Origin of the sequence: Streptomyces longwoodensis (genome assembly GCF_001514125.1) — a bacterium.
Lineage (GTDB): Bacteria > Actinomycetota > Actinomycetes > Streptomycetales > Streptomycetaceae > Streptomyces > Streptomyces longwoodensis.
Genome location: NZ_KQ948551.1, coordinates 540,169 through 554,614, shown reverse-complemented (window position 1 = coordinate 554,614; position 14,446 = coordinate 540,169). Strand labels below are relative to the sequence as shown.

At 72.0% G+C, this 14,446-nt stretch carries 12 protein-coding genes; 5 read left to right on the top strand and 7 right to left on the bottom strand.

Annotation, left to right across the window (positions count from 1 at the left end):
• Window positions 1-6: 6 nt before the first annotated feature.
• The 6 genes from AQJ30_RS11500 to AQJ30_RS11475 all read right to left on the bottom strand — a co-directional run bounded on the left by AQJ30_RS11500 (window position 7) and on the right by AQJ30_RS11475 (window position 8,394).
• Complete coding sequence (locus AQJ30_RS11500) at window positions 7-1,107, bottom strand: calcium:cation antiporter (protein ID WP_067232691.1); 1,101 nt, start codon at window positions 1,105-1,107, stop codon at window positions 7-9.
• 148 nt (window positions 1,108-1,255) lie between these two features.
• Window positions 1,256-2,233 (bottom strand): TerC family protein, encoded by a 978-nt coding sequence (locus tag AQJ30_RS11495; RefSeq protein WP_079083973.1) that lies wholly within the window; start codon window positions 2,231-2,233, stop codon window positions 1,256-1,258.
• Window positions 2,234-2,455: 222 nt separating this feature from the next.
• Window positions 2,456-4,504, bottom strand: a complete 2,049-nt coding sequence (locus AQJ30_RS11490) for a TerD family protein (RefSeq protein ID WP_067232084.1) — start codon at window positions 4,502-4,504, stop codon at window positions 2,456-2,458.
• 50 nt (window positions 4,505-4,554) lie between these two features.
• Window positions 4,555-5,133, bottom strand: coding sequence for a TerD family protein (locus AQJ30_RS11485; protein WP_067232081.1), 579 nt, complete (start codon window positions 5,131-5,133; stop codon window positions 4,555-4,557).
• Between the two features lie 200 nt (window positions 5,134-5,333).
• On the bottom strand, window positions 5,334-7,490 hold the full coding sequence (uvrB, locus tag AQJ30_RS11480; protein ID WP_067232079.1) for an excinuclease ABC subunit UvrB: 2,157 nt from the start codon (window positions 7,488-7,490) through the stop codon (window positions 5,334-5,336).
• A 40-nt stretch (window positions 7,491-7,530) separates the two neighbouring features.
• Window positions 7,531-8,394, bottom strand: a complete 864-nt coding sequence (locus AQJ30_RS11475; RefSeq protein ID WP_067232077.1) for an MHYT domain-containing protein — start codon at window positions 8,392-8,394, stop codon at window positions 7,531-7,533.
• Between the two features lie 283 nt (window positions 8,395-8,677).
• On the opposite strand from AQJ30_RS11475, the gene AQJ30_RS11470 reads away from it, so the two are divergent.
• From AQJ30_RS11470 to AQJ30_RS11455, 4 genes are all read left to right on the top strand, one after another.
• The gene (locus AQJ30_RS11470; protein ID WP_067232069.1) at window positions 8,678-9,568 is read left to right on the top strand and encodes a glycerophosphodiester phosphodiesterase; all 891 of its coding nucleotides are present in this window, start codon (window positions 8,678-8,680) and stop codon (window positions 9,566-9,568) included.
• A gap of 82 nt (window positions 9,569-9,650) precedes the next feature.
• Entirely contained in the window at window positions 9,651-10,205 is a 555-nt protein-coding gene (locus AQJ30_RS11465) for a methylated-DNA--[protein]-cysteine S-methyltransferase (protein ID WP_067232067.1), read from the top strand.
• An 84-nt stretch (window positions 10,206-10,289) separates the two neighbouring features.
• Window positions 10,290-11,198, top strand: a complete 909-nt coding sequence (locus AQJ30_RS11460; RefSeq protein WP_067232064.1) for a pseudouridine-5'-phosphate glycosidase — start codon at window positions 10,290-10,292, stop codon at window positions 11,196-11,198.
• Entirely contained in the window at window positions 11,195-12,124 is a 930-nt protein-coding gene (locus tag AQJ30_RS11455; RefSeq protein WP_067232058.1) for a carbohydrate kinase family protein, read from the top strand. The genes AQJ30_RS11460 and AQJ30_RS11455 overlap by 4 nt, the downstream gene beginning before the upstream one ends.
• Before the next feature lie 47 nt (window positions 12,125-12,171).
• Here the strand turns inward: AQJ30_RS11455 and AQJ30_RS11450 are convergent, their stop codons facing one another.
• Complete coding sequence (locus AQJ30_RS11450) at window positions 12,172-12,966, bottom strand: methyltransferase domain-containing protein (RefSeq protein WP_067232056.1); 795 nt, start codon at window positions 12,964-12,966, stop codon at window positions 12,172-12,174.
• Between the two features lie 317 nt (window positions 12,967-13,283).
• Here AQJ30_RS11450 and AQJ30_RS11445 point away from each other — a divergent pair, with 317 nt between their 5' ends.
• On the top strand, window positions 13,284-14,411 hold the full coding sequence (locus AQJ30_RS11445) for a magnesium and cobalt transport protein CorA (protein ID WP_067232055.1): 1,128 nt from the start codon (window positions 13,284-13,286) through the stop codon (window positions 14,409-14,411).
• Window positions 14,412-14,446: the final 35 nt, after the last annotated feature.

The following is a 14,446-nucleotide window of genomic DNA, read 5'->3' as shown; positions in this document are numbered from 1 at the left end:
GTCCGGCTACGGGTTGATCGCCAGCTCCAGGTAGGCCGCGAACAGCACTAGGTGGACCCCGCCCTGCAGGGGTGTGGCGCGGCCGGGGACCACGGTCAGCGAGCTGACCACCACCGTCAGGGCGAGCAGCACCATGTGGGTCGGGCCCAGGCCCAGCACGAGCGGGCCGGACAGCCAGACGGAGGCCAGGGCGACCGCCGGGATGGTCAGGCCGATGCTGGCCATCGCGGAGCCGAGGGCGAGGTTGAGGCTGGTCTGCACCCGGTCGCGGCGGGCCGAGCGCAGGGCGGCGATGGTCTCGGGCAGCAGCACGAGCAGCGCGATGATCACACCGACGACTGCCTGGTGCAGTCCGGCAGCCTCCACGCCGGACTCGATGGTGGGCGAGACGCCCTTGGCGAGGCCCACCACGCCGATCAGTGCCATTCCCAGCAAGCCCAGGCTGATCAGGGCGGTGCGCGAGGACGGCGCGCCGGCGTGGTCGTCGCCCGTGATGACCTCGCCCTGCCGGGTGACGGGCAGGAAGTAGTCGCGGTGCCGGACGGTCTGGGTCGCCACGAACAGGCCGTAGAGGATCAGCGACGACAGGGCCGCAAAGGTGAGCTGGACGGTGGAGAACTCCGGCCCCGGCTTGCTCGTGGTGAACGTCGGGAGCACCAGGCTGAGCGTGGCCAGGGTGGCGACCGTGGCGAGGGCCGCGCCGGTGCCCTCGGGGTTGAAAACCGCCGTGCCGTGGCGCAGGGACGCGGCGATGAGGGACAGTCCGACCACACCGTTGCAGGTGATCATCACGGCGGCGAAGACGGTGTCCCGGGCCAGGGTGGAGCTCTTGTCCCCGCCGTCCGCCATCAGGGTCACGATCAGCGCGACCTCGATGACCGTGACGGCGATCGCGAGCACCAGGGAACCGAAGGGTTCGCCGACGCGGTGCGCGACCACCTCGGCGTGGTGGACGGCGGCCAGGACCGCCCCGGCCAGGACCAGCGTCACGACGGCCACGACCGCGCCGGGCAGGTCGCGTCCCCAGGTGAGGACTAGCAGGACCACCGCGAGCACCGGCACGAGGGACGTCCACCGCTGTGTGAGCGACCTGAGCCGAGCGATCATGCTGCGATCGTCCCAGAGGGGCCCGGGGGCCGCACTCCGGTTGCTCGTCACGGGGTCGGTGGACGACGGGTGGCCGGTGCTCCCGGAGCGGCGGTCGGCCGGCGCCGAGCGCCGCTCCCGGTGTTCCTGCTGCTGGGTCATGAACTCCTCAGACGTCGATGCGGTCCTTGGGCGCGGTCTCGGCCGTCTGCTTCCTGGTGGCCCGCAGGCTGGTGATCGTGGTGATGACCAGCACGGAGCAGATCACGCCGAGGGAGACGGGGATGCTGATCTCGGGGACGTGGACACCGGACTCGTGCAGGGCGTGCAGGACCAGCTTCACTCCGATGAAGCCCAGGATCACCGACAGGCCGTAGCTGAGGTGGACCAGCTTCTTGAGCAGGCCGCCGATGAGGAAGTACAGCTGCCTGAGGCCCATCAGCGCGAAGGCGTTGGCCGTGAACACGATGTACGGGTCCTGCGTGAGGCCGAAGATCGCGGGGATCGAGTCGAGCGCGAACAGGACGTCCGTGGTGCCGATCGCGAGCATCACGACGAGCATCGGGGTCATGACCCGCTTGCCGTTCTGCTGGATCCACAGCTTGGTGCCGTGGTAGCGGTCGGCGACGCCGAACTTGCGCTCGGCGGCCTTGAGGAGCTTGTTCTCCTCGAACTCCTCGTCCTCCTGGTCGGCCCGGGCCTCCTGGATGAGCTTCCAGGCGGTCCAGATGAGGAACGCGCCGAAGAGGTAGAACACCCACGAGAAGCTGGCGAGGATGGCGGCGCCCGCGGCGATGAAGACGGCCCGCAGGACCAGGGCTATGAGCACGCCGATGAGCAGGACGCGCTGCTGGTACTGCGAGGGCACGGCGAACTTCGCCATGATCAGGACGAACACGAAGAGGTTGTCGACGCTCAGCGACTTCTCGGTGATGAAGCCCGCGAAGAACTCACCGGCGGGCTGGCCGCCGCCGAAGAGCAGCAGGCCGAGTCCGAAGAGTCCGGCGAGGGCGATCCAGACACCGGTCCAGATGCCCGCCTCTTTCAGGGACACGTCGTGCGGTTTGCGGCCGATGAAGAAGTCGACCGCGATCAGGGCGGCGAGGCCCACGATCGTCAGGACCCACAGGGTCATGGAAACATCCACTGCGCCTCCGGCAGGACGTAACGGCAGGTAGTCAGCGTCGTCGCGCTGCCGGAGGTCTCTTCCACCCGCTAGGGCCGGCGTCCCGGGATCCCAGTGATCCGTACTGACGAGAGCGCCGCAGTCAGGGAGTACTCCCCTCCGTGCGGACTACGGTACCCCAATGACCAAGAAAGAGTAAAGTGCTTGGCAAAAGAAAGATCAAAACCCCAGCTCAGTCACTCTTTACGATCGCTTGGTACGGGCGGCCGCGACCTGCCGCAGGACCGTCTCGAGGACGCCGCTCCCGGGCGGCACGAGCGCCGGCTCGTACGTCCAGGCGTGGCCGACCCACGGATCGGCCAGATGGTCGTCGGGCACGGGCGTCAGCCGCAGCAGGGAGCGCCACAGCGGGTCCAGCAACGGACCGTAACCGGCGGCGTCCTCCCGGTCGGCCACCATCATCAGGTGTACGCCGACGGCCGGGCCCTCGTCCGCGAGGTAGCGCAGTTGGGTCACGGCACGGTCGTCGAAGCCGTGCGGGAAGTCGTTGACGACGAGCAGCTGCTGGGCCGTGTCGAAGTCGGGCGGCAGCGAGTCCGCCACGCCGCCGCGCAGCGCCATCTGCACCAGGTCGACGCGCTGCGTCAGCCGGCCCAGCACGTCCGCGACCCCGGCCGCGCCCCGCGCCGGGGGCCCCGCGAGCACCCCGCTGCGCACCAGCGGTGCGAGGGCCTGGGCGCCCGAGCCGGCCGGATCGACGAGGTGGACGGTGAACTCGTCCGCCGGGTACACCGCGAGCAGGCGCGCCGTGTGCGCCACCGCAGACTCCATGGCCAGGCGGCGCCGCTCGTGGGTGTCGACGAAGACGTCGTCGGCCATCGCCGTGCGCCCGCTGTCGATCCACAGGCCGCGCTCCAGCGGCAGCCGGACCAGCAGCGGGATGCGCAGCCGGTCGCTCTCGGGCAGGCCGAGGTCTCCGATGCGCAGGGCCATGGGGATCTCCATCGGCACGCGGTAGGAGTGCCACACGGGGTTGTCCCAGCCTGCGAAGGCCGGCGGCAGCGCCGGCTCGACGACGTCGGCCTCGGCGACGAGCTGGGCCAGGTCCCGGTCGAGCGCCTGACGGGCCTGGTCGACGAGCTGGGTCTGCCGGGCGAGGGCGGCCTCGCGGGCCGCGTCGCCCTGGCCACCGATCCGGTTGCGCGGATCGGACAGGACCTGGTCGATCTCCTTCTCCAGGCGCGACTCGGCGAAGTCGACGGCGCTGCGGTAGGCGGCCGTCGTCCGGGCCAGGTCCTCGAACATCCCCCAGATCTGGTTGTAGAGGCGCTCCTCCATGGACCAGCCGGTCGCGTCGCCCGCGACGGGCTGGGCGGGCTGCCCGGGGGCGGCCGGGGGCGCGGTCGGCGGGGGCGGGGGCGGAGCCGTGGTCCCGCGGCGCGGGTGGCTGTAGTCGATCGGGCCGCCGCCGGCGGGGCCGGTGGGCGGCGGGGTGGGGCCGGCGGCCGACGGGTCCGCCGGTGCGGGACCGGACGGGTGCCCCGCCCCGGGGCCCGCGGCCGGCGGGACGGGCGGGGTGCCGGGGGTGCCCTGGGGGGCGTACGGCCCGGCGGGGTTCTGGTGGCCCTGGGTGCCGTAGGGCGCGGGACCGCTCTGGTCCGGGCCGAGGGCGGACGCGGCCGTCTGCCGGGAGCGGTCGCCGTCGGCCGTGCGGGGCGGCGGGGCCTGGACCGAGCGGGCGAGCCCCTGGGCCACGGCCTCGTGGATGCCGGACGCGAGCTGCTGGGCCTGCGGCAGGCCCTGGTCGGTGAGGAGCTCGGCGAGTCCGCCGGCGTACCCCTGGCCGACCGCACGGACCTTCCAGGCGCCCTGGCGCCGGTACAGCTCCAGGGCGACGACGGCCGACTCGCTGTCCAGGCCGGTGATGGTGTAGCTGGCGACCTCGCCGCCGTCGAGTCCGGTGACGGCGACGAAGGGGGCGGCGACGGCGCCGAAGCGGACCGGGCCGCCGCCCGCCTGCGGGAGCGAGATCAGCACGTGCACCCGGTGCACGGCCTCCGGCATGGCGTCCAGGTCGACCGCCAGACGGTGATCGGCGGCCGCCTGCCGGGAGACCTCCAGTCCGGGCAGGGTGGGCGTCCCGGGGTGGGCCACCCACTCGACGCCCCGCACGGTGCCGCCGTCGTCGCCGAGCGTCGCGGCGGCCACGACGGGCGTGCCGGCCGAGACCCTGATCTCGAGGTGGGCCTGGGAGAGCGGGTGGTTCTGCCCCCGCACCAGCTCGGCCGTCATCGCCTTCCCCCTGTGTCGCGTCTTGTGTTGTCGGTGCGGTCGCCGCCGTACTACAGCAGCGGCAGGATGGCCGGCATCAGGTCCTGGAAGGTGCGGCCGTTGGCCGGGGTGCCGAGGGCGGTCATCGTCCAGCCCGGGCCCGCGCGGTGCACCTTCGCCATGACCTGGGCCGTGTAGGCGCCGCCGCCCGCGAGGGTGTAGCGGGCCAGCTCCTGGCCGTTGGTCTCGTCGACCAGGCGGCAGAACGCGTTCTGCACCTCCTGGAACGTCTGGCCCGTGAAGGAGTTCACGGTGAAGACGATCTGGTCGATGTGAACGGGCACGCGCGAGAGGTCCACGAGGATGGCCTCGTCGTCGCCGCCCTGGCCGACACCGCCGACGAGGTTGTCGCCGGTGTGCCGCACGGAGCCGTCGTCGCTCACCAGGTGGCGGAAGAAGACGACGTCGACGGGCTGCTTGTCGGCGAAGAGGACCGCCGAGGCGTCGAGGTCGATCTCCCGCGTGCGGGTGCCGAACAGGCCACGCCGGGGGGCCGCCTGCCAGCCGAGACCCATGCGCACCGCGGTCAGGCTGCCCCCGTCGTTCTTCTGCAGACTGATGGCCTGACCCTTGGTCATGTTGACGGTCACGCGCTGATTCCCCTCTCGAACGTCCCCTGTTGCCGCGGTCTGCGCGGTTGACCAGAACCTTACGCAAGGGCACCGACAGTGCCGTACCCGGGAGCGCACTTTGTGTCGGTCCTGCAACACAGCGCGTGGGCGGGTACGGCACGTCGGCGCCGTACATCGACATGGGCGGCGAGCCGGACCGGGGCCGGGCCGGCCGCGCGTCAGGCCAGTCCGGCCTCCTTCATCTGGCGCAGTTCCTTCTTCATCTCCGAGACCTCGTCGCGCAGCCGGGCCGCGATCTCGAACTGCAGGTCCGCGGCGGAGGCCCGCATGCGCTCGGTCATCTCCTCGATCTGCGCGGCGAGGTCGGCGGCGGGGCTGTCGGTCGGGACGGTCTCGCGGGCCTTGCCGTGGGCGGGCTTGACGGTCTTCGAGCCCTTGGCGCCCTTGAGGGACTTGTCGCCGAGCGAGGGAACCGGCGCCTTGGTGGGCCGCCCGTCCTTCTTCGCGCGGTAGCCGGTGCCGAGGAGCTGCTCGGTGTCGATCTCCTCGCGCGCGATCTGGGAGACGATGTCGTTGATCTTCTTGCGCAGCGGCTGGGGGTCGATGCCGTTCGCCTTGTTGTAGGCGACCTGCTTCTCCCGGCGGCGGTTGGTCTCGTCGATCGCCCGCTCCATCGCGGGGGTGATCTTGTCGGCGTACATGTGGACCTCGCCGGAGACGTTGCGCGCGGCGCGGCCGATGGTCTGGATCAGCGAGGTGCCGGAGCGCAGGAAGCCCTCCTTGTCGGCGTCCAGGATGGCCACCAGGGACACCTCGGGCAGGTCCAGGCCCTCACGCAGCAGGTTGATGCCGACCAGGACGTCGTACTCGCCGCTGCGCAGCTCCCGCAGCAGCTCCACGCGGCGCAGGGTGTCGACGTCGCTGTGCAGGTAGCGCACCTGGATGCCCAGTTCCAGGAAGTAGTCGGTGAGGTCCTCGGCCATCTTCTTGGTGAGGGTGGTGACCAGGACGCGCTCGTCCTTGTCGGTGCGCTTGCGGATCTCGTGCACCAGGTCGTCGATCTGGCCCTCGGTGGGCTTGACGACGACCTGCGGGTCGACGAGGCCGGTGGGGCGGATGATCTGTTCGACGACGCCGTCGCCGCGGGACAGCTCGTAGGTGCCCGGGGTCGCCGACAGGTAGACGGTCTGGCCGATGCGCTCCTGGAACTCCTCCCACTTCAGCGGCCGGTTGTCCAGGGCGGAGGGCAGCCGGAAGCCGTGGTCGACGAGGGTGCGCTTGCGGGAGGCGTCGCCCTCGTACATCGCGCCGATCTGCGGCACGGTCACGTGGGACTCGTCGATGACCAGGAGGAAGTCCTCCGGGAAGTAGTCGAGCAGCGTGTTGGGCGGGGACCCGGGCAGGCGGCCGTCGAAGTGCATCGAGTAGTTCTCCACGCCGGAGCAGGTGCCGATCTGGCGGAGCATCTCGATGTCGTACGTGGTGCGCATGCGCAGGCGCTGCGCCTCCAGGAGCTTGCCCTGCTTCTCCAGCTCGGCCAGCCGGTCCCCGAGCTCCTTCTCGATGTCGTTGACGGCCCGCTCCATGCGCTCGGGGCCGGCGACGTAGTGGGAGGCGGGGAAGACGTACAGCTGCTGCTCGTCGCTGATGATCTCGCCGGTGAGCGGGTGCAGCGTGGTGAGCGCCTCGATCTCGTCGCCGAACATCTCGATGCGGACGGCGAGCTCCTCGTACACCGGGAAGATCTCGATAGTGTCGCCGCGCACGCGGAAGGTGCCGCGGGTGAACGCCATGTCGTTGCGCGTGTACTGGATGTCGACGAAGCGGCGCAGCAGCTGGTCCCGGTCGATCTCGTCGCCGACCCGGAGCGGCACCATGCGGTCCACGTACTCCTGCGGGGTGCCCAGGCCGTAGATGCAGGACACCGAGGCCACCACGACCACGTCACGGCGGGTGAGCAGCGAGTTCGTCGCCGAGTGGCGCAGGCGCTCGACCTCCTCGTTGATCGAGGAGTCCTTCTCGATGTAGGTGTCCGACTGCGGGACGTACGCCTCGGGCTGGTAGTAGTCGTAGTACGAGACGAAGTACTCGACCGCGTTGTTCGGCAGGAGCTCGCGGAACTCGTTGGCCAGCTGGGCGGCCAGCGTCTTGTTCGGCGCCATCACCAGGGTGGGTCGCTGGAGCTTCTCGATCATCCACGCGGTGGTGGCGGACTTGCCGGTGCCGGTCGCGCCCAGCAGGACGACGTCCTTCTCACCCGCCTGGATGCGCCGGGCCAGCTCGGCGATGGCCGCCGGCTGGTCGCCGTTGGGCTGGTAGGGACTGACGACCTCGAAGGGCGCCACCGTGCGTTCGATCTGGGAAACGGGCCGCATGCCATCAACCGTACGACCCCCCACTGACAACCGGCTCCGGTCAGCGGTTCTGGGCCGTGCGGTGCTCCAGCCGGAGGTCCCTGCGGCCGGGGCGCACGACGGGCCGCCGCCCGGACCGCGGGGCCGGCGCGTGGGCCGGTACGCCGGGCTTGTGCTCCACCGGTGTCCAGTCCGGCCCGCCCATCACCATCAGCGGGTCGAACAGGACGACGACGCCGGCGAGGCACAGGAAGGCGAGCGGGCCGATCAGCATCGGCGCGAGGAGCGCGGCGGGTGAGTCCCCAGTGCCCGGCGCGCCCGTGTGCAGGTGGACGCTCATCGCGGCCATGCCCGTGTAGTGCATGCCCGTGACGGCGAGCCCCATGACGAGGCTCGCGCCGACGCTCCACAGCAGTCCCCGCACCTGTCCCGCGGCCCACAGCGCCGCGGTGGCGGCGGCCATCGCGATCACCACGGAGAAGCCGACGGTCAGGGTGTTGTACTCCAGCCGTCCGTTCAGCTGCAGGCTCGCCATGCCCAGGTAGTGCATGGAGGCGATGCCGAGGCCGGTGAGGGTGCCGCCGGTGAACAGCGCGGTTCCTGAGGCGCCCTTGTAGCCGACGATGAAGATCCCGACGCCCACCATGAGGATCGCGACGCCCAGGCTGGCGTACGTCAGGGGCTTGTCGTAGTGGATCGGCGCGCCGTGGACCGTGAAGCCCATCATCGCGACGAAGTGCATGGTCCATATGCCGGAGCCGATGGCGGCCGCTCCGAGGGCGAGCCAGCCGGGGCGCCAGGAGTGCGCGACGAGCATCGCCCTGGTCGTGCAGCGCAGGCCGAGGGCACCGCCGAGGCAGGCCATCAGGTAGGCCACCAGCGGGGTGACGAGTCCGTAGCTGAATCCGTCGACCGTGCCCTGCATGCGCGGCTGCCCTTCCGCCGTGGTACCCGAACTGCCCGGAACTGCCCCCCTCCCACGACCGCGCGGGCGATCGTGGTCGACGCAGAAAGTATGACTGCCACCGGAACGGTCGAACGACTCTGCGGCAAAGACACACGACCTTGCCACATCTGGGGCAGGACCGAGCGGGCTCGGGCAACCGCGTTCATCGTGGAGTCGTGCCGCACTCCCGCGTCGTTGACTCTTCGCTGTCACAGTGGAGCTGTACGTGACGGCCGGAGTCCGCTCGACACGAGGAGTACGCATGCACGCGCGCGTCGCCGCCCTGACCACCGCGCTCGTGGGCCTGGTGGCCCTCCTGCTCCCGGCGTCCGACGCCCGGGCGGGACTGGCCGGCCCCGAGCCGGCGCGGGTCCCGGCGCCGGTCGTCGTCGCGCACCGGGGTGCCTCCGCCTACGCGCCCGAGAACACCCTCGCCGCCGTCGACGAGGCCGCCGCCCGGGACGCCCGCTGGGTGGAGAACGACGTCCAGCGCACCAAGGACGGCGAACTCGTGGTGATCCACGACGACGGGCTGGGCCGGACCACGGACGCGGAGGACGTCTTCCCGGGCCGCGCTCCCTGGAAGGTGAAGGACTTCACCGCCGCCGAGATCGCCCGGCTCGACGCGGGCAGCTGGTTCTCCCCCGCGTACGCGGGCACGCGCGTGCCGACGCTGGAGCAGTACCTGCGCACGGTCGAATCCCACCACCAGGGCCTGCTCCTGGAGGTCAAAAATCCGGAACTGTACCCGGGGATCGAGCAGCAGATCCTCAAGGAGCTCGGCAACGAGAACTGGCTGGACCAGCGGCACCTCGCCGGCCGGCTGATCGTGCAGAGCTTCAGCGCCGACAGCCTGCGCACCGTGCACGCGCTGGCGCCGGAGGTGCGCACCGGCCTGCTCGGCACGCCGAAGGCGGCGGACCTGCCCACGTACGCGCGGTTCGTCGACCTGGTCAACCCCTCGCACACGTCGCTGTCCGCCGCCTACGTCTCCGCGGTGCATGCCCAGACGGGACCGCACGGTCTGCCGCTGCGATTGTTCGCCTGGACGGTGGACGACGCGGACACCGCGCGCACCGTCGTCGGGTACGGCGCCGACGGGCTGATCAGCAACAAGCCGGACGTGGTGCGCCAGGCCGTGTCCGGGCACTGACCGGACGGACGGCGTCGGGGCCTGGGCCGGGCGGGACTCGGCTCTCCGCAGCGCTGTCAGTGGGCGGCCGTACGGTGGGGGCATGGACAGCCAGGGGCAGTACGAGCAGCAGGTCGTGTGGGCCGTCGTCGGGACGCCCATCGGCCCCCTGCTGCTGGCCGCGACCCGTGAGGGTCTGGTCAACGTCGTGTTCCACGCGACGGACCCGGTCCGCGAGAAGGCGCTCGCCCGGCTCGCGGAGCGGCTCGGCACGACGCCCGTCGAGGCGCCGGACTCACCGCTGCTGGCCGAGGCGATACGCCAGGTCGACGCCTACTTCGCGGGCGAGCTGCGCGGCTTCGCGCTGCCGCTGGACTGGTCGCTGATCTCCGGCTTCAACCGCCAGGTGCTGCGCGCGCTGGCCGAGGGCGTCCCGTACGGCGCGGTGGTCGGGTACGGCGATCTGGCCCGGCGGGTGGGGCAGCCGGGGGCCGCGCAGGCGGTGGGCATGGCGATGGGTTCCAATCCACTGCCGGTCGTGGTGCCCTGCCACCGGGTGGTGGAGAGCGGCGGCGGGATCGGCGGGTTCGGGGGCGGTCTGGAGACCAAGCGCAAGCTGCTGGCGTTGGAGGGCGTGCTGCCCGAGCCGCTGTTCTGAGGTCGCGCCGAGTCCAGGGTGGGGGTTTGGCCGAGGGTGCCACCCGCCAGGGATGAGGGGAGGGCGACGACAGGAGGCAGGCGCGTGACGTCGGTGGTGTCGGAAGAGGTACGGGAAGCGCTGGACGCGCGTCGCCCGGTGGTGGCGCTGGAGTCCACGATCATCGCCCACGGGCTGCCACGCCCGCGCAACCTCCGGGTGGCGCTGGAACTGGAGGCGGCGGTCCGCGCGGAGGGCGCCGTACCGGCGACCATCGCCGTGCTCGACGGGCGGCCGCACATCGGTCTGGACGAGAAGCAGGTCGAGCGGATCGCGAACGAGGACGGGATCCGCAAGCTGGGCCACCGTGACCTGCCGCTCGCGGTGGCCGCGGGCGCCGGCGGGGCGACCACGGTGTCGGCGACGGCGCTGCTGGCGGCGCGCGCGGGGATACGGGTGTTCGCGACCGGCGGGCTCGGCGGCGTGCACCGGGAGTGGACGGTGACGCAGGACGAGTCGGCCGATCTGGGACTGCTGGCGCGCACCAGGATCACGGTGGTGTGCGCCGGGGTGAAGTCGATCCTGGACGTGCCGGCGACGCTCCAGCGGCTGGAGACGCTGGGCGTCGCGGTGGCCGGCTACGGCACGGACCGCTTCCCCGGCTTCTACCTGTCCGACTCCGGGCACCCGGTGGACTGGACGCTGGAGACGCCGCAGCAGGTGGCCGAGGTGATGCGGGCTCAGGACGCGGTCGGGGGGCCGGAGTCCGCGCTGATCGTCGCGAACCCCGTCCCGGAGCAGGAGCAGTTGGACCCGGAGCTGCACGCGCGGGTGCTCGCCGAGGCCCTGCGCGCCTGCGAGGCGGAAGGCGTCACCGGCCAGGCCGTCACCCCCTTCCTGCTGGACCACCTCGTCCGCCACACCGACGGTGCCTCCCTGGAGGCCAACCTGGCGGCGGTGCGCGGCAACGTGCGCCTGGCGGCGCGCATCGCGGCGGCCTGGGCCGGGGCGTGACGACGGAGGCGGCGGGCGGCCCCGGTGGCGGGGCCCTGCTGGTCGTCGGGGACGTGGTGACCGACGTCGTGGCGCGGCACCGGGAGCCGCTGGCCGCGGGGACGGACACGGCTGCCGAGATCCGCACGCTGCCGGGCGGGGCCGGCGCCAACGTGGCGTGCTGGGCTGCTTACACCGGCTGTGCGGACGTGCGCCTGCTGGGCCGTGTGGGCGCCGACGCGGCGGCGTGGCACGAGCGCGCGTTGCGGGCGGCCGGGGTGCGTCCGGTGCTGGTCGTCGATCCCGAGGCACCGACCGGGACGGTGATCTGCCTGGTCGACTCGGGAGCGGGGGCGGAGCGGACGTTCCTCACCGACAGCGGGGCGTCGCTGCGGCTGGAGCCCGCGGACTGGTCGGAGGACCTGCTCGACGGGGTCGCGCGGCTGCACCTGTCGGGCTACCTGCTGTTCTCGGCGTCCGGGCGTGCCCTCGTGCGCGTGGCGTCGGCGTCGGCCCGCGCGCGGGGGGTGCCGACGAGTCTGGATCCGGCGTCGGCCGGGTTCCTCCGCGAGCTGGGTGCCGGGCGGTTCCTCGACCTCGTGGAGGGGGTGGACGTGCTGCTGCCGAGCCGGGACGAGGCCTGTCTGCTGACCGGGCTGCCGGACGCGGAGGAAGCGGCGGCCGAGCTGAGCCGGCACGTGCCGCTCGTGGTGACCAAGTGCGGCTCGGACGGCGCGGTCATGGCCGACGCGGGCACCGTCGTCGCCCGCGTCGCCGCCGCACCGGCCGATCCCCGGGACACCACGGGCGCCGGGGACGCCTTCACGGGGGCGTTCCTCGCGGCGCTGGTGGTGGGCGCGGAACTGGAGGCCGCGGCGGCGCAGGGGTGCCGGGCGGGCGCGCGGGCGGTGGAGCGGGTGGGGGGCAGGCCGCCGGAGCGAGGGTGAGCGGAGGGGCGACTGCCTGACCCAGGGGCTGTGTCCGGCGGCGCCCATTACCCCTTCCTTCCCCATGCCGAGATCATCGGTGCCGTGGCGAAGTCCATGCCGCCGGCCTCGATGTGGGCGAGGTGGCGGTCGATGTCGTCGTCCGTGGCGCGGCCCGTCCGCACCAGCTCGGCGCGGACCTGACGGATCGTGGCGGATTCCAGGGCCGCGCCGGCGGGGGACGTGAGGGGGAAGTAGGCCTCGGCCTCGACCCGTTGCAGACCGGCCTCGCGCAGGAGGCGAGGGAGGCGGCGGCCGTAGGAGAGGTCGGCGCCGCGTTCGGCGAGGAGCCTGCGGAAGCCGGTGCGGAGCCGGTTCGCGAGCTGCTGCTCGGGGCCGTGTTCGTCGGGGCAGGCCAGGGGCTGGAGCGCCGGGTCGGCGTCCTCGACGAGGAGGCGGCCGCCGGGGCGCAGGGACCGGACCATCGACCGCAGCGCCCGGTCCCGGTCGGGTACGTGGACGAGGACGAGCCGGGCGTGCACGAGGTCGAAGTCCTCCCCCGGCGGCTCCTCGGCGCCCGCGTCGTGGACGCGGACCTCGACCGGCGGGCGGGCCACGGGCCCGAGCCGTGAGGTGTCGATGTCCGTCGCCACGACCTGGCCGGTGGGGCCGACCCGCTTCGCCAGCCAGGACACCACGGAGGTGCCGCCGGCGCCCACCTCCCAGCAGCGCCAGCCGGGGCCGACGCCGAGCCCTTCGAGGTGACGGAACGTCGTGGGGTCGAAGAGGGAGGCGAAGGCGTCGAAGCGCTCGCCGGCCTCGGTCCGCTGGTTGTCGAGGAGGTAGCCGTCGGGTCGCGTCATGCCGTGGTCATCCCGGTCGCTCCGCATGTCGGAAGGGGTCGAGGCGGCGAGCGTACCGCCGTCGGCGGGCCCCGGACGGCCGACGCGTCGCACGTCGCGCCACCCGAAGTCGCCCTGTCCACAGGCGGGAACACAGCGGGACCCGACCTTTTCCACAGGCGGGAAGACGGCGGGATCCGACCTTTTCCACAGGCTTGCCCGGCGTCTGCGCGGGACTGACACACTGACGAGCCAGGACGCGGGAACGCGAACCGACACAGGAAGACGAAGGGACGCTCCGCGCACCGGACGCGGGAGATCCACGCAAGGAGATCCAGATGACCATGGCAGGAAATTTGCGGAAGGTCACCGGCCTCGGCAGGGTCGGTGGGCTCCGCAAGGTGGCACGGCTGGCCCGTCGGCGCCCCCGGGTCGACCTGAGCCACCCCGCACGGTCGCCGCTGGGTTCCTCCGTGGTGAACTGCGTGACCTACCTGGACGGACGGCGCGCACCGGTCGGCGCGGACCTGCTCGACACGGTTCGCCGTGTACGCAAGCACGGGGAGGGCTTCGTCTGGCTCGGGCTGCACGAACCGACGGCGGAGGAGTTCGCGGGCATCGCGGAGCTGTTCGACCTGCACCCGCTGGCCGTCGAGGACGCGGTCGAGGCGCACCAGCGTCCGAAGGTGGAGCGGTACGGCGAGACGCTGTTCGCGGTGTTCAAGACCGTCTGCTACGTGGAGCACGAGACGTTGACGGCCACGAGTGAGGTCGTGGACACGGGCGAGATCATGGTGTTCGTCGGCCAGGACTTCGTGATCACGGTGCGGCACGGCCGGCACGGCTCGCTCGGTCCGCTGCGCGAGGAACTGGAGGCCGATGCCGGGCAGTTGGCCAAGGGGCCGTCGGCGGTGCTGCATGCGATCGCGGACCACGTGGTGGACGACTTCCTCACCGTCACCGACCTGATGCAGGCGGACATCGACCAGGTGGAGACGGACGTCTTCGCGGAGAACGGCGCGCGGGCCGACCCGGGCCGCATCTACCAGCTCAAGCGGGAACTGCTGGAGCTCAAGCGGGCGGTGGTGCCGCTCGGGCGCCCCCTGCTGGATCTGGCCGACCGGCCGATGCGGGTGGTGGAGCCGGAGATACAGGCCTACTTCCGCGACGTCTCCGACCACCTGTTGCGGGCCACCGAGCAGATCGCCGCCTTCGACGAACTGCTGAACTCCATTCTGCAGGCCCACCTCGCACAGGTCACGGTCGCGCAGAACGAGGACATGCGGAAGATCACCGCGTGGGCCGCGGTGATCGCCGTGCCGACGATGGTGTGCGGGGTGTACGGCATGAACTTCGACCACATGCCGGAGCTGCACTCGAGGTTCGGCTACCCCTTGGTCATCGCTGTCATATCCGCGGCCTGCCTGGTGCTGTACCGGGGCTTCCGGCGCAACGGCTGGCTCTGACCCGGGGCTTGCGGCAGCAGGTGGGGCCTCGGGCG

What these genes read in the sequence shown, in the direction of transcription:
- AQJ30_RS11500 (WP_067232691.1), bottom strand. Translation starts at nt 1,107, where the DNA reads ATGATCGCTCGGCTCAGGTCGCTCACACAGCGGTGGACGTCCCTCGTG.
- AQJ30_RS11450 (WP_067232056.1), bottom strand. Translation starts at nt 12,966, where the DNA reads ATGACGCGACCCGACGGCTACCTCCTCGACAACCAGCGGACCGAGGCC.
- AQJ30_RS11475 (WP_067232077.1), bottom strand. Translation starts at nt 8,394, where the DNA reads ATGCAGGGCACGGTCGACGGATTCAGCTACGGACTCGTCACCCCGCTG.
- AQJ30_RS11470 (WP_067232069.1), top strand. Translation starts at nt 8,678, where the DNA reads ATGCACGCGCGCGTCGCCGCCCTGACCACCGCGCTCGTGGGCCTGGTG.
- AQJ30_RS11465 (WP_067232067.1), top strand. Translation starts at nt 9,651, where the DNA reads ATGGACAGCCAGGGGCAGTACGAGCAGCAGGTCGTGTGGGCCGTCGTC.
- AQJ30_RS11445 (WP_067232055.1), top strand. Translation starts at nt 13,284, where the DNA reads ATGACCATGGCAGGAAATTTGCGGAAGGTCACCGGCCTCGGCAGGGTC.
- AQJ30_RS11490 (WP_067232084.1), bottom strand. Translation starts at nt 4,504, where the DNA reads ATGACGGCCGAGCTGGTGCGGGGGCAGAACCACCCGCTCTCCCAGGCC.
- uvrB (WP_067232079.1), bottom strand. Translation starts at nt 7,490, where the DNA reads ATGCGGCCCGTTTCCCAGATCGAACGCACGGTGGCGCCCTTCGAGGTC.